General features: G+C 34.1%; 24 protein-coding genes. 4 read left to right on the top strand and 20 right to left on the bottom strand.

Annotated features, from left to right (window positions below; all coding sequences use genetic code 11):
• The first annotated feature begins 194 nt into the window (after nt 1-194).
• On the top strand, nt 195-1,547 hold the full coding sequence (locus HMPREF2658_RS02580) for a carboxylesterase family protein (RefSeq protein WP_054194514.1): 1,353 nt from the start codon (nt 195-197) through the stop codon (nt 1,545-1,547).
• 61 nt (nt 1,548-1,608) lie between these two features.
• On the opposite strand, the gene HMPREF2658_RS02575 is transcribed toward HMPREF2658_RS02580, so the two are convergent.
• From HMPREF2658_RS02575 to HMPREF2658_RS02560, 4 genes are all read right to left on the bottom strand, one after another.
• Nucleotides 1,609-2,796: an MFS transporter gene (locus HMPREF2658_RS02575; RefSeq protein WP_070854187.1), complete on the bottom strand. Its 1,188-nt coding sequence runs from the start codon at nt 2,794-2,796 to the stop codon at nt 1,609-1,611.
• Between the two features lie 393 nt (nt 2,797-3,189).
• A complete protein-coding gene (gene fetB, locus HMPREF2658_RS02570) occupies nt 3,190-3,966 on the bottom strand; it encodes an ABC transporter permease (protein ID WP_000072159.1) in 777 nt (258 codons plus the stop codon).
• Nucleotides 3,959-4,621, bottom strand: coding sequence for an ABC transporter ATP-binding protein (locus HMPREF2658_RS02565; protein ID WP_000923514.1), 663 nt, complete (start codon nt 4,619-4,621; stop codon nt 3,959-3,961). Before HMPREF2658_RS02565 ends, fetB begins: the two co-directional genes overlap by 8 nt.
• Before the next feature lie 345 nt (nt 4,622-4,966).
• Nucleotides 4,967-6,043, bottom strand: a complete 1,077-nt coding sequence (locus HMPREF2658_RS02560; protein WP_001076678.1) for a M42 family metallopeptidase — start codon at nt 6,041-6,043, stop codon at nt 4,967-4,969.
• A 237-nt stretch (nt 6,044-6,280) separates the two neighbouring features.
• On the opposite strand from HMPREF2658_RS02560, the gene HMPREF2658_RS02555 reads away from it, so the two are divergent.
• On the top strand, nt 6,281-6,736 hold the full coding sequence (locus HMPREF2658_RS02555) for a YehR family lipoprotein (RefSeq protein WP_000732090.1): 456 nt from the start codon (nt 6,281-6,283) through the stop codon (nt 6,734-6,736).
• Nucleotides 6,737-6,903: 167 nt separating this feature from the next.
• Here HMPREF2658_RS02555 and HMPREF2658_RS02550 read toward each other — a convergent pair whose 3' ends face one another.
• A complete protein-coding gene (locus HMPREF2658_RS02550) occupies nt 6,904-8,481 on the bottom strand; it encodes an FMN-binding glutamate synthase family protein (protein WP_000143503.1) in 1,578 nt (525 codons plus the stop codon).
• 193 nt (nt 8,482-8,674) lie between these two features.
• Here HMPREF2658_RS02550 and lnsB point away from each other — a divergent pair, with 193 nt between their 5' ends.
• Nucleotides 8,675-9,424 (top strand): CPBP family lipoprotein N-acylation protein LnsB, encoded by a 750-nt coding sequence (gene lnsB / locus HMPREF2658_RS02545; RefSeq protein WP_000072446.1) that lies wholly within the window; start codon nt 8,675-8,677, stop codon nt 9,422-9,424.
• A 224-nt stretch (nt 9,425-9,648) separates the two neighbouring features.
• Here lnsB and HMPREF2658_RS02540 read toward each other — a convergent pair whose 3' ends face one another.
• The 12 genes from HMPREF2658_RS02540 to HMPREF2658_RS02490 form a co-directional block, all read right to left on the bottom strand.
• Complete coding sequence (locus tag HMPREF2658_RS02540) at nt 9,649-10,842, bottom strand: staphylopine family metallophore export MFS transporter CntE (protein ID WP_000675402.1); 1,194 nt, start codon at nt 10,840-10,842, stop codon at nt 9,649-9,651.
• Nucleotides 10,843-10,853: 11 nt separating this feature from the next.
• Nucleotides 10,854-11,603 (bottom strand): ABC transporter ATP-binding protein, encoded by a 750-nt coding sequence (locus HMPREF2658_RS02535; RefSeq protein ID WP_000590515.1) that lies wholly within the window; start codon nt 11,601-11,603, stop codon nt 10,854-10,856.
• Complete coding sequence (locus tag HMPREF2658_RS02530) at nt 11,596-12,411, bottom strand: staphylopine uptake ABC transporter ATP-binding protein CntD (protein WP_000173856.1); 816 nt, start codon at nt 12,409-12,411, stop codon at nt 11,596-11,598. Before HMPREF2658_RS02530 ends, HMPREF2658_RS02535 begins: the two co-directional genes overlap by 8 nt.
• Nucleotides 12,408-13,277: a staphylopine uptake ABC transporter permease subunit CntC gene (gene opp1C / locus HMPREF2658_RS02525; protein ID WP_000584765.1), complete on the bottom strand. Its 870-nt coding sequence runs from the start codon at nt 13,275-13,277 to the stop codon at nt 12,408-12,410. The genes HMPREF2658_RS02530 and opp1C overlap by 4 nt, the downstream gene beginning before the upstream one ends.
• Entirely contained in the window at nt 13,274-14,209 is a 936-nt protein-coding gene (gene opp1B, locus HMPREF2658_RS02520) for a nickel/cobalt ABC transporter permease (RefSeq protein ID WP_000472235.1), read from the bottom strand. The genes opp1C and opp1B overlap by 4 nt, the downstream gene beginning before the upstream one ends.
• 12 nt (nt 14,210-14,221) lie before the next feature.
• Nucleotides 14,222-15,820 (bottom strand): staphylopine-dependent metal ABC transporter substrate-binding lipoprotein CntA, encoded by a 1,599-nt coding sequence (gene cntA / locus HMPREF2658_RS02515; protein WP_001229091.1) that lies wholly within the window; start codon nt 15,818-15,820, stop codon nt 14,222-14,224.
• A 142-nt stretch (nt 15,821-15,962) separates the two neighbouring features.
• On the bottom strand, nt 15,963-17,264 hold the full coding sequence (gene cntM / locus HMPREF2658_RS02510; RefSeq protein WP_000040604.1) for a staphylopine dehydrogenase CntM: 1,302 nt from the start codon (nt 17,262-17,264) through the stop codon (nt 15,963-15,965).
• Nucleotides 17,257-18,075 (bottom strand): D-histidine (S)-2-aminobutanoyltransferase CntL, encoded by an 819-nt coding sequence (gene cntL / locus HMPREF2658_RS02505; RefSeq protein WP_001058844.1) that lies wholly within the window; start codon nt 18,073-18,075, stop codon nt 17,257-17,259. Before cntL ends, cntM begins: the two co-directional genes overlap by 8 nt.
• A gap of 10 nt (nt 18,076-18,085) precedes the next feature.
• Nucleotides 18,086-18,907: a histidine racemase CntK gene (gene cntK, locus HMPREF2658_RS02500; RefSeq protein ID WP_001081690.1), complete on the bottom strand. Its 822-nt coding sequence runs from the start codon at nt 18,905-18,907 to the stop codon at nt 18,086-18,088.
• 160 nt (nt 18,908-19,067) lie between these two features.
• Entirely contained in the window at nt 19,068-19,199 is a 132-nt protein-coding gene (locus HMPREF2658_RS14825) for a hypothetical protein (RefSeq protein ID WP_255262889.1), read from the bottom strand.
• A 283-nt stretch (nt 19,200-19,482) separates the two neighbouring features.
• Nucleotides 19,483-20,250, bottom strand: coding sequence for an MBL fold metallo-hydrolase (locus HMPREF2658_RS02495; RefSeq protein WP_001026120.1), 768 nt, complete (start codon nt 20,248-20,250; stop codon nt 19,483-19,485).
• A gap of 100 nt (nt 20,251-20,350) precedes the next feature.
• Nucleotides 20,351-21,169, bottom strand: a complete 819-nt coding sequence (locus tag HMPREF2658_RS02490; protein WP_000824951.1) for an SDR family oxidoreductase — start codon at nt 21,167-21,169, stop codon at nt 20,351-20,353.
• 235 nt (nt 21,170-21,404) lie between these two features.
• On the opposite strand from HMPREF2658_RS02490, the gene HMPREF2658_RS02485 reads away from it, so the two are divergent.
• A complete protein-coding gene (locus HMPREF2658_RS02485) occupies nt 21,405-22,943 on the top strand; it encodes an AbgT family transporter (protein WP_000200988.1) in 1,539 nt (512 codons plus the stop codon).
• Between the two features lie 111 nt (nt 22,944-23,054).
• Here HMPREF2658_RS02485 and HMPREF2658_RS02480 read toward each other — a convergent pair whose 3' ends face one another.
• The 3 genes from HMPREF2658_RS02480 to HMPREF2658_RS02470 form a co-directional block, all read right to left on the bottom strand.
• Nucleotides 23,055-23,477, bottom strand: a complete 423-nt coding sequence (locus HMPREF2658_RS02480) for a carboxymuconolactone decarboxylase family protein (protein ID WP_001146763.1) — start codon at nt 23,475-23,477, stop codon at nt 23,055-23,057.
• 451 nt (nt 23,478-23,928) lie between these two features.
• A complete protein-coding gene (locus HMPREF2658_RS02475) occupies nt 23,929-24,348 on the bottom strand; it encodes a DUF1433 domain-containing protein (protein ID WP_069724393.1) in 420 nt (139 codons plus the stop codon).
• Between the two features lie 17 nt (nt 24,349-24,365).
• Nucleotides 24,366-24,781: DUF1433 domain-containing protein (locus HMPREF2658_RS02470; RefSeq protein ID WP_256337725.1), on the bottom strand; the 416-nt coding region annotated here is incomplete at its 5' end.

Genomic DNA, 24,781 nt, shown 5'->3' with positions numbered 1-24,781 from the left:
AAATAAATTTTGCGAAAATATCATTTCTGTCCCATTCCCGTAGAAGAACATCATATAATGCTGAAAATGGTTTGAGTTAAAACGAATATCAAGCTCGTCTGATTCAGTCACAAAATTGTCTTGTTATACTTGTCACCTATCATATATAGACCGTGGTATGATTAAATTGGGGATGATAAAGGAGGTTAATAAATATGAAGATTAATACTACAGGTGGTCAAATTCATGGTATTACACAAGATGGTTTAGATATCTTCTTAGGCATTCCTTATGCAGAACCACCAGTTCATGACAATCGCTTTAAACATTCTACGTTAAAAACACAATGGTCAGAGCCAATTGATGCAACTGAAATACAACCCATCCCACCGCAACCAGACAACAAATTAGAAGATTTTTTCTCCTCACAATCTGCAACTTTTACTGAACATGAAGACTGTTTATATTTAAATGTTTGGAAACAACATAATGATCAGACGAAGAAACCTGTCATCATTTATTTTTATGGTGGTAGTTTTGAAAATGGTCATGGTACAACTGAACTCTATCAACCGGCACATTTAGTACAAAATAACGACATTATCGTTATTACATGCAATTATCGTTTAGGCGCATTAGGATATTTAGACTGGTCATATTTTAATAAAGATTTTCATTCCAATAATGGACTTTCAGATCAAATCAATGTCATAAAATGGGTGCATCAATTTATTGAATCCTTCGGTGGCGACGCTAATAACATTACTTTAATGGGTCAGTCTGCAGGCAGTATGAGCATTTTGACTTTACTTAAAATACCTGACATTGAGCCATACTTCCATAAAGTCATTCTGCTAAGTGGCGCACTACGATTAGACACCCTTGAGAGTGCACGCAATAAAGCACAACATTTCCAAAAAATGATGCGCGATTATTTAGATACAGATGATGTTACGTCATTATCGACAGATGATATTCTTATGCTGATGGCGAAGCTAAAACAATCTCGAGGACCTTCTAAAGGGCTTGATTTAATATATGCACCTATTAAAACAGATTATATACAAAATAATTATCCAACAATGAAACCAATTTTTGCATGTTATACAAAAGATGAAGGCGATATTTATATTACTAGTGAACAGAAAAAATTATCGCCGCAACGCTTTATCGACATTATGGAATTAAATGATATTCCTTTAAAATACGAAGATGTTCAGACGGCGAAGCAACAATCTTTAGCGATTACACATTGTTATTTCAAACAGCCGATGAAGCAATTTTTACAACAACTCAATATACAAGATTCAAACGCACAACTATGGCTTGCTGAATTTGCATGGCATGATACTTCTAGCACACACTATCGCAGTGCTTACCATATTCTAGATATGGTATTTTGGTTCGGAAACTTACAAATATTAGCAGCACATCAATATCCAACAACTACTCACCTTAAATTTTTAAGTCGACAAATGCAAAATGATTTAGCTAATTTTGCTAAAAGCGGTAAAATGCCTTGGCCGATGTATCATAATGAACGTCGCTATTATCGCACATATCAATAACGTTATCGCATCTAAAAAAGCACACCTGAATTTGATAGCAGGCGTGCTTTTCATATGAGAATTATGATGATTTGAATGTTTTAGCATAATGATTATTTTTCAATGTGAAAACAACGATTAATCCTAATGTGCCAATGATGGCACTCGTATACGTGATAGCTTGAACAGAAACATGTGTCATGACCAAGCCTCCAATAATGCCTCCAACACCAATACCAGCGTTTAAACTAGACATGTTCCAACTCATTACTTGGCTTGTGTCGCCTTCAACGTGTTGAATCACACCGCTTTGTACTGCTGGATTAGTACTCCATTGCATGATATTCCATATAAACAGTCCTGCTAACAATAGACCTGAACCAGGTAAGATTAAATTCATAAGTAACATCATGACGATAAAAATAGAAACAGAAATCATTAACCAACGCTTACTTGTAATTTTATCGGAGAATATACCACCTAATGATGTTCCAATAACGCCAGCGATTCCATTTACTAGAAGTGCTAATGAAACGAATGACATATCATGACCATTAGATAAAATAAGTGGATTTATAAAGACGAATGTCACTGAGTTTGCAATCAATACTAAAAACGTAATAATTAAATATTTTGCTACTTCAGCAGGTCTTAATATTTTCGAAGTAACATGATTTTCATGAGATGGTGCCTCATGATTCACAGGGCCTCGTTGTATTTCCTGATCCTTCGGTAAATAGATCATCATCAAGAAGCCAACAATAACACTCACAATAATTAAGAATAGAAATGTATAGCGCCAACCTACTAAATCGCCGATAACCGTTCCAATTGGTACACCAAAAACATTGGCACCACTAAACCCTGTATAGACAAGTCCAATCATTTTGCCACGATTTTCAGGTGCTGATAACATCGCTGTAATAGCTAATACTTTTACGATAATTAGTGCTGCTGCTGCAGATGAGATAATTCTACCAACTACTAATATTGAAAAATTTGGCGCTACAGCAATAATGCCATTACCAATGATAAATATAAGTAATGTCCATAATAATACAGGTCTTGATGAAAAACGGTTCGTTAATTTAACCAGAATAGGTCCACATATCGCAAATGTTAAAGCGTACATTGTCACTAATTGACCAACGACAGCTTCTGATACATGTAAGTCCTGACTCATCAAGTTCATAATTCCTGCAACCATCATTTCAACCATTCCTACTATGAAAATACTTAAAATGAAAGTAAATAAACGCATGATTGACATTTTAAAACTCCTTTCAAACAAAATTTCCGATATTCATTTCCCTTAGAATAGCGATTTATTAAAAAATGTGTACAACACAAATTTATTTATAACCGTTCTATTATATAATATTTTGCTTTAATTTTCTGTCCTTAATTGGAAAATTATTGAAATTGTTTTTCAGTATTTGAAAAATTAACACAAGTATGTCATTTAATAATTATGTATAATTACTTCAGTTTCAATAATGGCTCCAAAAAAGCACGCACGCTTTATATGTCAGTACAGATAACTGACTACAAAGTATGCGTGCCTTTATGAATATTTTCGCTGCACTAAATAATAACATTACTATATGTGCATCACTTCATTTCCAATTAAAACTAATGCCTAAATCTGATGCGGTAAAATCTATCATGACTCACTCTTAACATCCGTATTTCGTGCTACTAATTGATGTCTTGCATTGAAAAATTGACCATAGCTTAAATATGTCGCAATCAAAGCAGACATAATGGTCGCAGTTGTATGAATAAACACGACTAACAATTGAAATTTAATCGCTTGTAAAGGTGGTACGCCACCAATAATTAAGCCTGTCATCATACCAGGAATCGACACAAGCCCATATGTTTTAACTGAATCAATTGTTGGCACTATAGCTAAACGAATACTTTCACGTATTGCACCTTTAGAAGCCAATTTAGGTGTAGCTGCAAGTGATAATTTAGATTCAATATTAGTACCATCTTGTACGAATGCACGATCTAAATTTTGGTAAGCTAAATTAATTGCAATCAAGCCATTATTTGCAAGCATGCCGCCGATAGGTATAACTTCATTGGCTGTAAATTGAATGGCCCCTGTCGCAATAGTACCTGCAAGCGGTAATGCCGTTCCAACAAAGATAGCCACAAAGGAAATCAAAAAGACATGGTGCATGACAGGTGATGATCGACTAATCGTATTCCATGATGCGTTTACAATAATGACAAATACACATAATACTAATAGCCATTTGTCATTAATTTTAAAAATATAGTGCAGTAAGAATCCTAAAATGATTAATTGTACGACCGCACGTACTGTCGCCACAATCAAATCTTTAATAATATGTAGGCCTTCTTTATAAGAAATAATAATTGGAATAACTAATAGCAATGCCGTCAGTCCTAATGCCGTATTACTCATGTTGGTTCAACTCCTCTGTATTAGAAATTTGACCATCAACAATGGTTATACGCTTTTGAAAGTGTCGCATACTTTGGTCATCGCTGTGGGTAATCCACATAATGGCCACGCCTTGATCTGCTAATTTAAAAATGATATTTTCTATTTTTTCTTTATTATTAATATCTAACGCACTTGTTGATTCATCTAATAGAAGGATGTCTGGGGTATACATTAATTGGCGTGCAATCGCGATCCTTTGACGCTCGCCACCTGACATATGTTCTATTTTAGAACTTAATTGATAGTGTCCTAATCCTACATCTTTAATTAATTGCTTAGCACGTTTTTTATCAAATTTATCATTACGCGCAAGAGACGGAAAAATCATATTGTCTTCAATCGTTTCACCAAACAAATCGCTTTGTTGCATTAAATAGCTAATGTGTCGACGTAGTATTTCTGGTTCGTAATCATCATATGGTTTACCTTTAAAGTAAAGCGTTCCACTGGTTGGGCTAATTAAATTACATATTAATTTTTGAAATGTACTTTTACCACTACCTGAAGGACCAATAATTGCAATGGTTTCACCTTTATCTACTTTTAAATTAATATGATTTAGTATGACTCTATCACTTGCCTCATACACTAAATCTTTTATCTCTAACAACATATTTACCCCTCCTCGTATCATGAGTTATTTTGATATAATAGGGTAATCCTTTTCTTGAATAGTGTGCTTACCTATAAGTCGACCTAGTCAATGCTTATTACCCCTTAAAATCGCTCTAATAAAACATATCAAATATAGTATTCCCATTTTTGAAAAATTTAGTGCCATTTCATTCTGGAAAATTTTTTTAATATTTATGTAAAAATTGAAGTACACTGCAGTGACTTAGTCTCATCTTTTTAAAAATAAAAAGCCTTTAACATGACATCTCATGCTAACTAAGCATCTAACTTAGTTCTTGCATGACATCATATTAAAGACTTTCTTTATTATTTGTGGATTTGACTACCACATGATATTTTTATAAGTTTCATCATTCAATGAACGGACAATTTCAGTAACAAGACGGACAGAATTTTCATAATCATCTACATTGAGCACTGAAACATTAGAATGCATGTATCGCAGCGTAACACCGATTGTCATCGTTGGAATACCTTCATTTGCGACATGAATACTTCCCGCATCTGTACCTCCACCTGGTGTCGTATCCCATTGTACTTCGATGTTATGTTTCTTAGCTACATCTTTAATATGCTTGCGCAAACCTTGGTGCGCAATACTTGTAGCATCCATCATAATAACAACTGGACCACCGCCTAGTTTACTATCGCTCGTTTGACCTGACATACCTGGTGTATCATAAGCAATACCCACATCGACGGCTATCGCCAAATCTGGTTTAATCTTATTCGCTGCCACTTTCGCACCACGTAACCCAACTTCTTCTTGCACTGTGGCACCACTGTATAAGTTAATGCCAATATTTTCATCTTTTAAACGTTTTAATACCTCAACAGCTAATGCACAGCCATAGCGATTATCAAATGCTTTCGCAGTTAAATATTTATCATTTGTAAGCACTTCAAATTCACTATATGGCGTAACCATATTGCCTACTTCAACGCCAGCTTCTTCAGCTTCTTCCTTGCTACTAACACCAATATCTATAAACATATTTTTGATTTCCATTGGCTTTTTACGTTCTTCAGGCGTTAAGACATGCGGTGGTTTAGAACCGATGATACCTCTAATTTCTTTACCCGAATCTGTTGTAATCGTTACTTTTTGAGATAGCATGACTTGATTCCACCATCCACCAACTGGCGTAAATGAAATAAAACCATGTTTATCAATCTTTGTTACCATAAAACCAACTTCATCCATATGACCAGAAATCATAATTGAGTATTGACCATTCTCAGCATTTTTCTTTCCAAAAATGCCACCCAAATTATCTTCAATAATCTGATCACTGACAGGCTCTATATAGTTACGCATTGCTTCTTTAACTTGCATTTCATAACCAGCAATGCCGTTTACATCTGTTAAATGTTTAAGTAATTTGACTGACTGATTCATGTTATTCATCCTCCTGTATTTCAACTTAAAACTATTGTATCACTAACTTTCAGAAAAACGTTCCCTACCGCTTTATCGTTTTCATGCTAAAATATTTTTAAAATTTTGTGAGAAATACACTTAAAAAACCTCATATCTTCAAAAAAAATGACAAAATTTAAATTTTTGAATAACATCATTTTTTAGTAAATGTTATAATTTCTTTATAATACAAATATCGAAAGAAGGCGACTGACTTTGAAAAAATTATGTTCATTAATTGTAGTAGCATTAGTTTGTGTCATTGCATTATCAGCTTGTGGTAAAGAACAAACCAAAACATATGAAGGTGATGTTAGTGGTAAACATGTACTAACTTCTATCACATATAAAGATGATAAAGTTTTAAAACAGTCTACAATCAACACAATTAAATATGACGATCTAGGTATGGATAAAGACGAAGCCAAAAAGTTATTCGCCAAATCTGAAAGTATTTTCAAAGACCTTAAAGGCGTAAAATACAAAGTAGACTATAAAGATAAAAAAGCAATTGAACACTTAGACATAGATTACACAGAAGTTGACATGAAAAAATTAAATAAACGTCTTGGTGTTTCAACTAAAGAAAATAAAGATATTAGTTTTGAAAAACTTGAAAAGCAATTAAAGCACAGAGGTTTAAAAGAAAAAGATAAAATGGACGACAAATAGTTTATAACATAAAAATGCCCTCAGATAAGACTATGGTTACAAACCTTAATTCATATTCTGAGGGCTTTAATATTTGAAATTCTTGTGTGACCAGCATCCACTACTAATATAAAATTATTTGCAGTAACGCTAAAATCCGCTGCTTTCATTTTCCCGAAATAAATAAGTTAACTAATGAGTTTTAATTTATAATCATGTATCGTTTGCAATTCACCATCGACTTTTCGATATACAATATGATCAGCAGTAATTTCTGTAGGGCTTGATACGCCAACAGCTGCTGCAATATTGAATAAGCCTTCATGCAAACTTGTTACATAGTTTGTAACACGATATTGCTTTTCTCCAACAATCAATGCTTTTTCTTTTTTCGCATCTGTCGTTGCAACACCTACAGGACATGTATTCATATGACATTGTTGACTCATAATACAACCGACACTAATCATCATCCCACGTGCAATATTAACAAAATCTGCACCTAAACCTAGTGCAATCGCAATTTTATCTGGTGTTACTAACTTACCAGATGCCGCCAATTTCACTTTATCTCGAATACCATATTTTTCTAACATGCCAGACACAATAGGTAGAGCTGTAAATAGCGGTAAGCCAACACCATCTTGTAATTCTTGGAATGTTGCACCAGTACCACCTTCACCACCATCAATCGTAATAAAGCTTGGATACTTATCTAGTTCCACCATCGTACGTACAAGTGTTTCAATTTCTGAAACTTTGCTTACTACAATTTTGAATCCTACTGGTTTTTGACCTAATTGCTGCAACTGATCGACGAAACGAATCAAATCTTCAGCATTATGAATAAATTCGTAACGGTTAGGTGAATTGATTGTTTTATAAGGTTCAACATTTCGGATTTTAGCAATTTCTTCGTTTACCTTTTCAGCTTCCATATGACCACCACGAGTCTTAGCACCTTGTGCCAACTTCAGCTCAAATGCGCGTACGTTAGATAACTGTGCAACCTCTTTAAATAAACCTTCACTAAAATTACCTTCTTTATCACGAACACCAAATAAACCGGGACCAATTTGGAAAATGATATCCCCATTACCTTTTAAATGATATTCTGATAAGCCACCTTCACCTGTATTCATCCAAGTGCCCGCTTTAGCTAGACCTTTAGATAAAGCTGTAATGGCATTTTTTCCTAAAGCGCCATAACTCATACCAGATTGTCCTACGATACGTTTTAAAATAAATGGATGTTTTAAATGTTCACCTAATTTTATTGCATGATCATCACTTAAGTAATACGGATCAATCTTTGTCGGTACACGATATTCTTCACGACTAAATAAACGCTCATTCGCGATTTTATAAATGAATGTTGATAACAATGTTGTATTATCTACTGAAATCTCATTACGTTGCATCGGAAACATTGTGTTCTGTATGTAAAAGCCGTCTTGATAATCTTTAGTAGTACCGAAGCTGGTCATACGAGAGTTATATTTTCCAGCCAAAACGATATTTTTATAATCATTACGTGAAAAAGGTTTCCCTTCATTATCCCCAGAAAATAAATACTGACGTAATTCCGGTCCCATTTTTTCTGAAATATATCTAATACGTGCTAATAAAGGATAATTCCTTAATACACTATGTTGTGATTGTCTTTTATCTTTAATTAACCAAATAAGCCCGATAACAATAACCGTAAGCATGAATCCTACAACGATAATGTTAACTATAAATTGCATGACTGTAAGAAACGTCATTACAATCCCTCCCCCAAAATTTCAATTCAATATTTATGATACACCTTACAAAATAAAACACAATGGAAGCGCTTCATTTTATAAAACAATTTTTTGATATGATTTTCATTTTAAATTTTAATGTATAAAACATACAATACAAAGTAATATGTGCTAAAGTATCTATATAATACAACTAATTAAGAGGTATACTATGTCAAATACAAATAAACATTACATAGAAGAAGAATACGCTACCGAACAATCGCGTTTTTTCAAACGTGATATTGGATTTATTTTCCTTTATATATTTTTGGTTAACATCTTGCCAATCATTATCGTCTTTTTAACTTTTGGGTTAGTAGCTGTATTCACTCAACAAGCCCCATGGGGTTTCTCTTTTCCTATTTCAATGAACATTAGCTATTTACTCGCAGTTATTATTTCACTAGCTATTTTTCGTCGGATGCATGAAGATGCGTTTATTCCGATGATACGTACGCAAATCGTTGCCAGTGCTAAATATAAATGGCATATTCTTATATCATTTACATTAAGTATCGTACTCTTTTTACTTTTAAATCATTTCGATATTTTCGCACTAAATGTAGATTCCTTTACTGTCTTTGACATTTACCCGCTCATTAGAGACTATGGTTCCATCAGTTTAATAGCTATATTTTCGTTAACCATTATATTAAATACTTTGATTTGTCAACTTATTTTCCGTCATATTTTAATTCAAGAATTAAGCAGATTAATACCTTTAAAGATTACAATAGTATTATCCGTTATCCTTGAAACACTGTACTATTATCCATACATTAATACATGGTGGGAATTCATTCCAGCATTGATACTAGCTAGTAGTGCGACTTACTTATATTTAAAATCAAACCGTAATTTTATGGTGAGCTATTTCTATCAATTAGCAGTTATACTCGTTTTGCATATTTTCATGTAAAATTTTTTCAGAGTATTATCCATTATCCATACACATCAAAAAGCACACTTAAAAGTCAGTATCACAACTCACTTTTAAGCGTGCTTTATTTAGATATACTGTCGTTCTAAAAACGAGCCATATAGAATGTTTCATGTCCTAGCATGAAGCACATGAATCGCCATGCTCAATATACCTTTTAAAATTTAAATATTCATTAACTTAATATGCTTTAATTCACTTCATTAAAGACTATTTGCTGGGCGTGGTGTTGGTTTTTTCAATAAACTCATAATCATTATTACAATGACTAACATACCACAAATTAGATACATCCATTTAAATCCTACTAAATCGGAAATAGGTCCCATCAATGCGCCACCTAACGATATACCTAAGTCTGCACAGGCAATAAATAAACCTAACAACATATTACGACCTACTTTTGGTAAGACGAAACTTAAGTATGATGTTAATGTTGGATACACCATCGCTTGTGTCATTCCTATTAATATTGCACTACCATAGAAAATAATTGCACCTACTTGCGGACCAAATGCCACTACAAATGACGCGATCACTAATAATGATAGTACAGATACCATATATTTAGGATGCCACATACCATCTGACGGAATGTATTTCCTTAAGTAAAATCTTGCTGCAACAACTGCGATTGCTTGTATAGTTAAAAAGATACCTGCATTCGCGAATCCTAAACTCACTGTGTATAACGGTACAAATGTACTAACTGCACCAAATACAATCGATGCAACAATCATGATAATACCACTGTTCAACAACTCTTTATTTTTGAAAAATTGCGCAAAAACAGTTACAGCGTTAAACGGCATTTTTTCAATCTTATCTGACGTATCGGGTTCCTGTTCAGCAAAGGTCACGCGATAGCCAAAGAATGTTGTTGTTAATGCGATAAAGATAATGACAATTGCAAATAGTGAAATATTATTTGCATTCCAAATACCTACGGCAACTAATGGTCCGATTAAGTTTGGAATCGTTGAAAATAGCGAGTACAATGATACACCTTCAGAACGATGTTCCTCTGGTAATGCATCAATAATACCTAACTGTAAAGACATAGAAAAGAATGCCGTACACACACCTTGCATAACACGTGCTACGAAATAACCTTCTAAGCCAGTAAAACCATAAATAATTAAAGCTATGGCATTGATAATCAAAATAATTCTTAATACTTTAATGGGACCGACACGAGCAATAATTTGTCCTGCCCATGGTCGAAATACCATTGCTGTTAACATGTATGCCCCCATAACGATACCGATAACCGTATTCGTTGCGCCTAAATCATGCCCTCGTAAAGGTATAAACACGTTTAAGATTGCATTGGCACTAAAGAACATCAATGTTAATATATATAATCTCAAAAAGGGCCAAGCCATTGCACCTTTCATTATCTCACTCCTTAGAATGATAGTTGTTTTTCTATTAATTCTCTTGTATAAGCATTGTCACTTTTATGCAATGCGCTTGTCGGAATTTGTTCTTCTATTTTTCCGTTTTTAAAAATAATTAATTGATCACATAAATACGTGGCAGCTTGAATATCATGTGTGATAAAAATATAACTCAACTGACGCGTTTCACGTAAATGAATCAATAAATCTAATATTTGTGTTTGAATTGACATGTCGAGTGAACTAATAGCTTCATCAAACAAAATATATTTAGGGTTAATACATATTGCACGCGCAATCGCAACACGCTGTGCCTCTCCACCTGATAACATATTAGGATATTTATCCATGTATGCCTTAGATAGACCAACTTCTTCCAACAATGTAATTGCTTGGACTTCCATAACATCTTTAGGTTGTCCATCACATTGACACATCACTTCAAATAAGATTTCTCTAACAGTCTGAAATGGGTGTAATGATGACGTATAATCTTGAAATACCGCACCAATTTGATGACGTCTCACTTTCTTCTTATGCATCGGTTGATCATTTAAGGTTACACAACCTTTATCTGGTTTCTCAATACCTAATATCATACGACTCAACGTCGATTTACCGCTACCACTTTCTCCGATAATCGCAATCGTCGCACCGATTGGACACTCAAATGACACACCTTTCACGATAGGTGTTCGACGACGCTTAAAAACATGTGCGCTTTGATATGACTTTTCAACATCTTTAATTTTAATCATGTACATCACCCCTCATCACATGTTTAAAATGATCATTAATCTTCTTCTTAGTGGATAATAAATACTTCGTATAAACATGTTCTGGATGATGCAAGACTGATTCACGCGTACCATGCTCAATCAGTTGACCATTTTTCATCACAACAACACGGTCTGCAATCTTGTTAATAACCGTTAAATCATGTGAAATGAAAATCATCGCACAGTCAAAGTGTTTTTTAATATCTATAAATGCTTCCAGTACATCATATTGTGTAATTGTATCTAAAGCCGTTGTCGGCTCATCAGCAATGATTAACTTAGGTTTTAAAGCTAAAGCTAAAGCAATCATTAATCGTTGTAACATCCCTCCTGATAACATGTAAGGGTATGATTTTAATATACGTTTAGGATCTTTCAAACTTAAATAATCCATATATTCAATTAATGTCTTTTCAATTTCTTGTGTAGACATTGACGTATGTACTTTCATGGTCTCAAACATTTGTTTACCGACAGTAGTTGATGGGTCAAAGGCACGACTACCTTGTTGCATGACCATCGCGATATCTTTACCACGGTATTTTTTCAATTGTGCTTCCGATAACGACAACATTGGCTTACCATCAAAGGTTATATCACCTGTTACGCGTAATCGTTCTGGATTTAAACCTACAATCGATTTGCATGTAATTGATTTACCGCTACCACTTTCTCCAATAACGCCTAAAGTTTCACCCTTAGTTAATGTAAAATTCACATCACTCACGAGTGCTTGATCTGTCCAGGTATCTGTAATCGTCAAATGCTTAACTGTTAACAATGTCATGATTGCACCACTCCTTTTTTCACAGAACGAAGTTTATCTTTAGAAGAGATGCGGGGATCAATGGCAATTTGTAAAGCATCGGATAAGAAGTTAAATGCCATCACTATAATCACTATGGCAATACCTGGCGCAAACATCATTTCAGGATGTGTAAACATCACTTTTCTAGCTTCGTTAAGCATCATGCCCCACTCTGCAGTAGGCGCTTTGACACCTAATCCTAAAAATGAAAAGCCAGATATTTGCAAGATCATTGAACACATCGAACTACTAGAGATGATAGCAATATCTGCTAATGTTAACGGCATAATATGTTTGTGAATAATTTTCATATCATTCATACCGATTGTTTTAGCAAATCTTACATGGTCAGAAGCAGTGTACTGCATAACACTTGTACGTATAACACGACAGAACCATGCCCAACGCGTCAAAATAAATGCCATGATAATATTTTCGGCACCCATACCAAACAATGCAATCAATGCTAACGTTACAACATAACTTGGGAATGCCAACATAACATCACACGCACGCATGATTAAGGCGTCAACAAACCCTTGGAAATATCCTGATAAGAATCCTAAAATAGATCCAATAAGTACAGAAACAAATAGCGCAACAAAGACATATAACAAACTTGGTCTAATCGCATAAATTAACCTAGTTAAAATATCTCTACCTAAATGGTCCGTACCTAGTAGATGTTGAAAACTCATGCCAGCAAATTTGTTTGCTGTATCGATATGGTTAGGATCATAAAATGTCACAAGTGGTGCTGCTAATCCTAAAAAGACATATAATACAATAATGCCTAAAGCAATCACTGCACCCTTATCTTGTAATAAACGTTTTAAAATTATCATCGTGCGCCCTCCCTTAATCTTGGATTTAATAGCGCATTAATGATATCTGCTAATGTATTAAATACAATAAATAATACAGCTACAATTAATACATATGCTTGAATGACTGGAAAATCATGTTCAAGTATTGCTTTTAAACTTAATTGACCTAGTCCAGGCCATGCAAAGATATACTCGATAACAACTAGTCCACCCATTATCATTGGTATAGACATACAAAAGATTGATACCGCAACTTGTAAAGCATTACGCAACACATGCAACATTAATGTGATAGATTTCACACCGCTTGCTCTTAAATAAAGTACATAATCTTCATTTAATTGTTCCACCATCGAGCGTCTAACATTTCTAAAGTAAATACCAGCATAGGCAATCGTAATAACGATCACTGGCAATATGTAACTTTCTGGACCTGTTAATCCAGAAGTCGGCAATATGTTTAACTTCACTGAAACGTAAATAATAAGTATTGAAGCTATCCAATATGATGGTAATGCAGTTAGAAAGAAAGCCACTGAACGTATCGCACGATCAGTGAACTTTCCTCTTTTTAATGCACTAACTACACCTAAAATAATTGATGTAATCATCACCATAACACTTGAAATTATTGTTAATTTCAATGTATTCATAAATGCTGGACCAATGCGTTCAGCAACAGGATCACCTGTAATGTAGCTTGTACCAAAATTAAATTGCATCGCTTCAAGTAACCAATTTTTATATTGAATTAATAATGGATCGTTGAAACCGTACTTCTCATTCGTTTCTGCAATCAACTCTGGTGTTACATTTGGCGTTCCTTGTGCATGTAAAATTGTCACAGCTGGATTTTCATTTGTAATATACGTCAATAGAAATGTCATAAAACTTACTACAATCATCAATGGAAACATGAGCGCAATACGTTTTAAGATAAATTTGAACATCTAAACGCTCCTTTATTTATACTGCATTTCATTGAATGGTAATTCATACTGTGATTGTGTGAATGATACTTTTTCTAAATCTTTCGGCGCAACAACTGTCATACTACCGTGTGAAATAGGGATAAAGATACCTTCATCATCAATTTGTTTCAAAATGTTTTTATAAGCGTCTGAACGCTCTTTACCGTTTTGGATTTTAAATGCGTCATCAATGCTGTTGTATATTTTATCTTTGTTCTCAATGCCTGATGTTGCACTTTCATAACCATTTTTCGCTTTAAATGCTGCAATCGTACTTTGTGGATCGTACAATAATCCCCAAGTTTGGTTGAACATTAAGTCATAATCACCAGAAGTACGACGTTCAGCAATTTTATCTGATGTTTCGCCATTGATGTTTAACTTAATACCCATTTTCTTAAATTCTGCTTGTAAGTATTCTGCTTGTTCTTTTTGACTTGAAGAACCTTTGTCATAGTACATTGCCATTTCAAGGTTTTTACCATCTTTTTGACGAACATCGCTGTCTTTACCTTTCTTCCAACCAGCTTCATCTAATAATGATTCTGCTTTTTTAAGGTCATACTTACGTGTTGGCATATCGAAATTAATGTCTGTTACATTTTTCGCAAATAATTGAGTTGCTGGTTTTTCTTGACCATCTAAAATTTCTTTGGCAATTTTATCTCTGTTTACCATATGACCAATCGCTTGTCTGACTGTTTTGTCACTGACAGCGTTATCTTTTTTACCAGAATTGACAACTAACATTTTCGTATTCATAGGTTGACTACGCTTAACTTGATAGTCACCTGTATCTTTCAATTGTTTTAAAGAGTCTTTGTCTAAGCTATCTGTACCTCTATCATCTGTGAAGGCAAAGTTCGTTTCACCTTTTTTCATTGATAGGAATGCTGTTTCACCAGCAGGCATTACTTTTGCTTGTACTTTGTTAAGTTTAGACTTTTCGCCCCAGTATTGATCATTTTTGTTAAAGTCTGCAGACTCATCTTTTTTGTGTTCACCTAATTTAAATGGACCAGTACCATCGAACTTTTTAACGCCATCTTTTGTTGTGCCGTTTTTAAAGTCTTTTGGAGACACAAATACATATGGACGAGGCATCGCTAACTCAGCCAATGCTGGTTGATATGCTTCTTTCAAATTCAATTCAACCGTGTACTTATCTTTAACTTTAACATTGTCAATTAATGTTGAAATCTTTAACCAAGAATGCAATTTTTTGTTTTCTTGAACTGCGTCAATATTTTTCTTAACTGCGTCAGCATCAAATGGCGTACCATCATGGAATTTAACGTCATCTCTCAAATGGAACGTGTATGTCTTCCCATCTTCAGACACTTCCCATTTTTTAGCTAGTAAAGGCTTAATCCCATCTTTCGTGTTACGTACAAGCGGCTCGTATATCATACTTTCAGCAGACATCGATCCACCGTAAACATGCGGGTTCATATCCCCGATATCTTTAACCGTCGTATACGTTAATTGCTTATTCTCTTTCTTTTCTTCTAAGCCTTTATTACCACCACAACCAGTTAAAATTAGCCCTGATGCAAGTAACATTGCACTCATTTTAGTTAGTTTTCTCATTTGCTTTTCCTCTTTCTAAATTGATAAGTTGCATTACTTAATCAAATCGTAATGATTATTTTTCTCAATTATTTGCTTATTTTTATGTAAATGTCAAACATAATTCAATAATTTTTTTCTATTATAAAACTTCAAACCCTTATTATGAAAGCGTTCTATTGATTTCCAAAAATTTTGTGACGAGTGCCTTATCTTCTTCAAATAGATTTGTATTAAATTGAGAAGATAGTTGTTGATCTTCATGTGTCTCATTGTACGCCTGGCAACTTGCTTCATAGCGAGTTAGGAACTGATCAATCATTGGCGTTTTGATACCTAGCATTTTCCCAATATGCTGAATCATCGCCGTTCTGTAATAATCCTCACTCGGCATTCTTGGAATTTGAACAACATCCTGTTCATTTTTATAGACTTGCTTAAATGGTACAGCTGAAAAATCAAAGTAATGTCCGTTTTCGTCTGGCTGTGAAAATGGATCAATGAGGATTGCGGTATATCTTACATAAAGTAGATATTCTTGTAAGATATCTGGCAAGATTTCGAAATGCTCAATATCACCTTCATCCAAAGTTTCAGGACGTACTGGATAATTTTCCTTCACCATAAACTGAAGCAGGTTGACTGACGGCACTCTAAATGCTTGTAAAATAGCCATCATTTCCTTCCACATTAAACGCATTTCACGGATTAGTGTCATCGTTATCGGTCCTTCAGGAAATAACTTATACACATAAACCGGTACATCCGTTCCTTCGAAAATGGCTTTCAATGAAAAGTCATTCATAAATAGTGGTGGGTGCACATAAAGCGAACTGTTTCGCGTTTCAGCATGCAGTGGCGATTCAACGACTTCTAATTGAATCTTCAATTGCTCAGCTAAAGCAGAGATTCGTTGACACATTGTTGAGTTTAAATGTGTCGATCCCATGTACAATTTCTTTTTTACACCTGTTGTCAAAACGTGGTTTGGCACTTCTTTATCGAGAATACGTGTATCGCCAAGATACGTTGAAAATGAAATAACCTCGATATCTTTATTAAATTTAGACATAAATTGTTCGACAATCATTTGCGAACCAAATGTCGGTGATATTAGAATGACATGTTTCACACTCTGCAATGTTTCTAATGATAATTGTTGTAAAGTGTCATAGTATGCATCTGCTGTGCATGCCATTACAATCGTGTCGTATTCACCTTTTACATTTATTACATCTTTATATAAGCGATTAATATCAAATTTACCTTCTAGGTGTCTATGCGCCTCGTTTTGTACTTTAACTTCAAATCGCTTTTCTTTTTTATACGCTCTATATAAGCGTTTTGATTTTTCTGATGTTGAGGCACGTCCAACCATATCAATCTCATAATCTGATTTTAAATAGCAAATATTCGCTAATTGGATTGCGACCGGACCAGTGCCTATCATTAATAATTTAGACATCCGTAATACCTACCTTTATAGCTGCTTTTTTATAAAGTGCTATATCAAAAATTTGCTGTGGTCTCATATGTTTATTCACACATTGCCACTTACCTTCCGCTGTTTCTTGTGACGGATAATTAAATATTGCTTTGATGCCATCACCAAAGCGCATTGCAACTACGACATTTTCATTTGTTAAATCATATAATTCTTCTAAAATGCTGTACTTTAAAGGAATTGTCGAGCTGAATATGATATGCGTCACATCTTTGATATCTTTAAGTTCAGATACCTTTTGATCCGTAATTGTTATATCTTCATTTGGTGCTAAGACGTTAACGATTCTGCGTCCTAGGTCAACGGCTTGTGGATCAATATCAATACCGATAACTGAAGCACCTGTTTCTTTTGCTACTTGAATTAACGTCATTGGATATGCACCTGAACCAACTAACAATAATTTGTCATTGCTAGCTATACTACATTGTCCAAACTCTTCATCAATACAATGTTCTATATTGTCAAAGTAACCTGTGGTAGACGCCTGTCCGTCTAATAGACGTCTAGCTCTAATGACTTCCACTTGTTTAACACACTGCGCTGTAATATATTGCAGTGATTTTATTAATTGTGCTTTTTCTTCAACGTCACGCCAAGCATTAAATTGTTGTTCATAAATAGGATTTAAAATAAATTCACTATAGTCATCCATCAATGTTTCTAATGCTTCGATATATTGATCGTCTTGTAATACACGCTCGTAATGCGCTTCAAACTTTTCTAAATATTGTTGTAATATCAATTTGATTTCATTATTAAAGTTATTCATTGTAGGCTCCTTATTCTATATATGCTTTTCCTGTTGCTACAGTTGTAACCTGTCCTTTAATTGAAGTTTGATATCCCAATTGGTGACATCGCTTTGATGTCACTAAAATACTGCCCCCTGGCTGATGTACTGTAAAATCTTTGCATGCGTCATTACGTTGATAATTATTAAAAACCCCAATTGATGCTGTACCAGAACCACAGCTATTTTCCCAAATTAAACTTTGGATTTCTGGTATATAGATTAATGGCTGTAAAAATTGACGTTGTTCATCAAAAAGCATCATACCTACTGTTTTATATTTGTGATTCCATTGTTGCTCACGCACATATGTTTCAACCAAATGTTGAATTTCTGTTGTTACTTGATTAACTGGAATCACATAATGTACATATGTTTCATAAATAATTTCTATTGCTTTCCATGAATGATTACCCATATTAATTGTTGTTGGCACAACACGATGGGCTTGTGGCATTTGAACTTCATAGTATTGGCAATCATGAATTGCGCATTGCACTAAATCCGAACAGCCAGATACCTTCACCTTAAACTGTTGGTCTTTAAGCAAATGACTTTCCTGCAAATGATGTATATATGACATCGTTGCATTACCGCAAAATTCATTACCGCTCATAACCAAGTGAAAATCATTGCCATCATCATTTTGTGTTGATTCTATAAAGCCTACCTGTTCACAACATACATGTGTTGCGGCCATCAACTGATTGGCGATAGATGCATATTCACTAGCATCATGTTTTGAATGAACAAGTATCGTCATATTCCCCGAAGGATTATACTTAGAAAATTCTATAACCTGCCGATTCATACGACACTCCTTTAGATGTATTTTTTAGAGCCTCTGTAATTTTAATTACTAGAGGCTCTTATGCAGTTGTTGCGAAGCAATCAACTGTATTCCTCTAGCTCTTTTACCTTAAGTGATTTTTTAGAAGATGAACCTAATAGTTTCCCATCTATTAGGTAAGTCATGCTAATCCGCAAAGTGGAAAGCATGACTTAGTAATCGGTTGTTGCATCAACATGCAACCGTAAACCTTATTTAAAGTTGCTTCTTGTGGCTCTACAAGCGAATGCAGTTGTCCGTTAACTTCATTCACTTAGATGCTTTTACTGTTTTCACCTCAACTAAAACTTCAAAAAAGTTGCAGAAAACAAATCGTAACTATTACGATTTGATTATATACTATATTAGTTGAGAATCATTGTCAATAAAGGTTGTAAATGAATGCTCATTTATATTTTTTGAATCCCTCCATAAACATCGCATTCTCAGCACATTCAAGTCTTTTTGAAAATTTTTATCAAACAAAAAAGCCAGCTTCAACGTAAAATACGTTAAAACTAGCTTTAAGCAATACACTTCATCAAATAAACAAACATTTATTTTTCAAAGGTTAATAATTCCCCGTCATTTGGTACAACAACTCTATTACCTAAGTCGTTAGAATTTATAAATTCATTCAGCTCTTTACGAGATAAATGCCAATGATTGACCGCTTCCATATGCACAACAACTATTTGAGCAAGCGGCAATGTATGAGCAACTTTTAACACATCATGTTCATCCATAACTAATGGACCACCTTCAAAGAATTGATTTGCACCACCATTAAGAACAACAACATCTGGTTGATATGTTTTTAATGCTTTTTCAACCCCTTCAAACCAAACTGTATCTGCTGCTAAGTATAATGTCGGCTCTTCAGAATGTTTTAAAATCATACCGTGAACATGTCCTGTCATTTTCAAAATTTCACCATGACCATGTTGAGCATCTGTTTTAACCAACTCAATTTCTCCAATGTGTGTCACATCATTAAATACAGAAACGTTTGTAAACCCATAACTCTCTACTTCACTAGCATCTTCTTCATTTTGTGCGTAAATTTTAATATCTTTCGGCAATACTTCAATTGCTTTCGGATCAAAATGATCAATATGCAAATGCGTTAAAATCACTAAATCGATGTCATTTACAATGTCTTCAATTGCCATAGGTAGTTCTACAAGTGGATTGTTTTCTTCTTGTCTCGGTGAATTTGGAAATGGTTCAAATGCGCCTTTGTCACTTAACATTGGATCAATCAAAATGCGTTTACCTCCATACTCAATCACGGCCGTGGCATTTCTTATATGTCTAATATTCATGTTAAATCCCCCTATTTCATATGTCTGTCATTGCGACAATATGCATACATTGCCTACTTCATGCCAAATTATTTTCCTCTGGATATCGATTTTAAAACAATTATTCCAATGTCCGCTTCCACGAATCATCACTCAACATCTCGCCAGGCCATGTGTAAGCCATAACACCGCCATCAATGCGAATTGTTTCACCAGTAATAAATGAACTCTCATCAGATGCTAAAAAGACAACGAGCTTGCCTACTTCTTCTGGTTTACCTAAACGTCCCAGCGGTGTCATCCATTTCTGATTTTCTCTAAACGCTTTGCCTTCCTCATCTTCGCTAGTACCTGTCAGTTTATCTACTAACGGGGTTTCAATTGTACCTGGTGCAATTGCATTGGCTCGAATGCCATCACGGCCATACTCAATTGCGATTGATTTTGTAAAATTTATCACTGCACCTTTCGCAGCATTATATCCAGAGCGATACAAGTCTGCTGCTTGTCCGGAAAATGAAGACGTGTTAACAATAGAGCCACCTTGAGTCATCATTAAAGGTAACATCATTTTCGTCATCAAAAATGTTCCACGCATATCTACATTCATAATCTTGTCATACACATCTAACGGGTATTCATGAATTCTACCTGCAGCATTGTCAACGCCCGCATTATTAAACAACACATCGATTCTTCCAAACTGTTCCTTTATGTCAGATACAAAGTCTACCACTTGTTGTTCATCTGAAATATCCACATTATACGCCTTCGCATTGTCACCATTACTTTTAATCTTATCTACAGTCTCCGATACCGCTTCAGCTATGTCTACCGCCAATACATATGCACCTTCTTGAGCTAAAGCGATTGCTGAAGCTTGACCGATACCTGTACTTGCCCCTGTTACAACTGCAACTTTATTTTCCAAACGTTTCATTCAGTCACTCCTATACAACATATCTTAAACTTACAGTCCTTATTTTCCACTGTTCGATGCTTCATAAACCTAATAGATAAGTCTCCAGGCAGTCATAGCTACTCTCTGCTATACAATTTCTATTGAATAACTCAAAATATTTAACAATATTAGTTTTTTATTTTCTGAAAATTGTTACTTTTGAGAGTATTTTTTGTTACACTTTAAATATTTAACAAAGGGGGATGAATAATTGATGACATCTAAAGAAAGACAAAAAGGCTCTATCGTCAATAGTTTCTTAAATAGTGTTGAAAAAATTGGAAATAAATTACCAGATCCAAGTGTATTATTCTTTTTAATGTGTGTAGGTCTAGCAATTTTGACATGGCTTGTCTCACTATTTAATGTATCCGTTAAGCATCCAGGTACACATCAAACTATCCATGTTAAAAATATTTTAAGCCATGATGGTTCTGCGATGATTATGAATGATGCCATAAAAAATTTCTCAGAATTTCCTGCATTAGGTTTAGTACTTGCTGTTATGATTGGCATTGGTGTCGCAGAGAAAACAGGATACTTCGACAAGTTAATGATTTCTGTTGTGAATCGCGCACCACGTTTCTTAATTTTACCGACTATTATTTTAATTGGCATTTTAGGAAGTACAGCTGGTGATGCTGCGACAATTATCTTGCCACCGCTTGCAGCAATGCTTTTTATTAAAATTGGCTATCACCCTATTGCTGGGTTAACGATGGCATATGCTTCCGCTGTTGGAGGATTTGCAGCAAATATAGTTGTTGGTATGCAAGATGCTTTAGTCTATTCATTTACAGATCCAGCAACACGTATCGTTTCAGAGTCTATTAAAACAAACGTTGCTATGAACTGGTACTTTATCGCAGCGAGTGTCGTTGTATTACTTCCTACGATATTGCTAGTTACAACTAAACTGATTATTCCTAGGTTAGGTCAATATGATGATCGTTTAATGCATGATGATCATGAAGAAACGTCTTCACATATTACTGACAAAGAAGCACATGCTTTAAAATGGGCAAATATCAGTTTCATAGTCACAATTATTTTATTAATTATTACAGCCATTCCTGAACATAGCTTTTTAAGAAATGCTAAAACAGGTAGCTTACTAGACGATGCGCCATTAATTAACGGTGTCGGATTAATTATTCTTGTTGTATTTTTAGTACCTGGATTAGTTTATGGGATTTTAAGCAAAGAAATTAAAAATACAAAAGACTTAGGGAAAATGTTTGGAGAAGCTGTAGGATCAATGGGTACATTTATCGTTATCGTTTTCTTTGCAGCACAGCTACTCGCGTTTTTAAAATGGAGTAATTTAGGCATTATTGCTGCTGTTAAAGGCGCTAAATTGTTAGAACATCAAAATGGGATTGTACTAATTTTAGGAATTATTATTCTAAGTGCATTAGTAAATTTATTAATTGGTAGTGCATCTGCTAAATGGGGAATTTTAGCACCCATTTTCGTTCCAATGCTCATTATTGTAGGATTTCATCCCGCATTTACACAAGTCATTTACCGTGTAGGCGACTCGATTACCAATCCAATTACACCGATGATGCCGTATTTACCTTTATTATTAACTTATGCACAAAAATACGATAAACGCATGAAGTTAGGTGCTTTACTTTCTAGTTTAATGCCGTATTCAATTGCGCTAAGTATTGTGTGGACAGTATTTGTCATTATTTGGTTCTTATTAGGTATCCCTGTTGGACCAGGTGGACCGATATTCGTTAAATAGCAGTTTTTAAAGGGATAAATTAAAATGCCACTATACAAGATTTGACCTGTATAGTGGCATGATTTGTTATGATATAGCGTTCGAGATGAAACTCTGCATTTATATGAACAATTATAGTCTATCACTAATAATATTTAGTCTGTTCCAACCGTTAATTTGGTTTACAACAAAGACAAGATCAATAATTTGTTCTTCATCATAAAATGATTTTAGCCGGTCAATAATTTCAAACTTCTTAAAGTCTTTGATTGAATTTAACATTTCTGCAAATTCAAGCGTCACTTTTTCTTGATCAGTAAATAAATCTAAATGTCTAAAACTCAATACTTCATCAATTTTCATTTGTGTTACACCCAATTCCTTTAATTCTTTTTTATGGATATCAACACAATAATGACAACCGTTAATTTTTGAAATTAATAACTTAATCAATGCACTAAGTTCATCATTAACGGGTGATTGATGAATAAACTTTTCACCTTGGCTCATTACAGACATTAACTCTCCATTTTGTTTCTTGTAATTATACGGCATTTGCAATCTCTCCTTTACATTGTTTAATACCAATCCAGTGATACTACACTTCGAACAATATTGGATAGAATTTAAAATTCTGTATAACATCTTGTCAATCTGTGCTTTAGTTAAAACATTTAGCGCTTATATTTAAAAAATATATAAAATATGAAAACAGATTGAAAGGATATTATACCTTGCTCTACCCTTTTTTATAAAAAATCACACACATTTGAGAAAATTTGATAATGTCAATAAATCACGTCATCGCCATTGTTATTCAGTATATAATGTTTTTATAATGGCCAAACTATTATTTCATTTACATTAATGGGGTTCACTTGTGTTAATGTACTGTAAAAAACTGGGGAAGTATTAGTGATGATGAAGTGATTGATATTAATTGCGAAACACCTTCGATAGCAATGACATAGATTATTGGAAGATTAAATCAAAAATAAAGAAGACCCTAGTGGCCTTCTTTTTTATCTAATTCTTCTTTGATTTCGTCAGGTGATTTTAATTGATTTGCTGGTTTTAGTAATTCACTTAATTTTTCACTTTCTATCATATCTCCACCAAATTGATAATTATGTTCTGGAGACCCATATGCAACAAAATCATCTTTTTTGTTTTCATTGATGTAACCTTCAATTACGGCATCGCCCATAGGTCCTGTCTTCAAACTTGTGAAATGTACAGATTTCATCGTGTTCGGTTCTTTAGTGTTATGCTTGAGATAGAGTGTAATACGCTCTTGTTGTTCTTTATAATAAATTGATTTTTGTTTTTCTTTTTCGTCATATTTCATTTTAAAATGTATGACCGTAGCGACTATACATACGCATAAAACAACACCAATAATTACAAAAACATGTTTTTTGGACATTTAACCACCTCCAACTTTTAGTGACTCTTCTTTTTGTTTAGCTCTTTTTTTATATCATCAGGCGATTTTAATTCCTGTGCTGGCTTTAGTAACTCGCTTAATTTTTGACTTTCTATCATAGCACCACCAAATTGATAATTATGTTCTGGTGTAGCATAAGCAGTAAAATCAGCTTTTTTGTTTTCATTGATGTAGCCTTCAATCACAGCACTACCCATAGGACTTGTTTCAAAGTTAGTGAAATGTACAGTTTTGATTGTGTTTGGCTCTTTGGTATTATGCTTGAGATAAAGTGTAATGCGCTCTTGTTGTTCTTTATAGTATATTGCTTTTTGTTTTTCTTTTTCATCATATTTCATTTTAAAATGGATACCAGCAACATTAATTAATATGATTAATATAATACTAGTTAATATTAAAATTTTCTTTTTCG

The sequence above is a fragment of the Staphylococcus sp. HMSC062H10 genome, from assembly GCF_001836945.1.
GTDB classification, from domain to species: domain Bacteria; phylum Bacillota; class Bacilli; order Staphylococcales; family Staphylococcaceae; genus Staphylococcus; species Staphylococcus aureus.
This window is presented reverse-complemented; position numbering and strand designations above follow the sequence as displayed.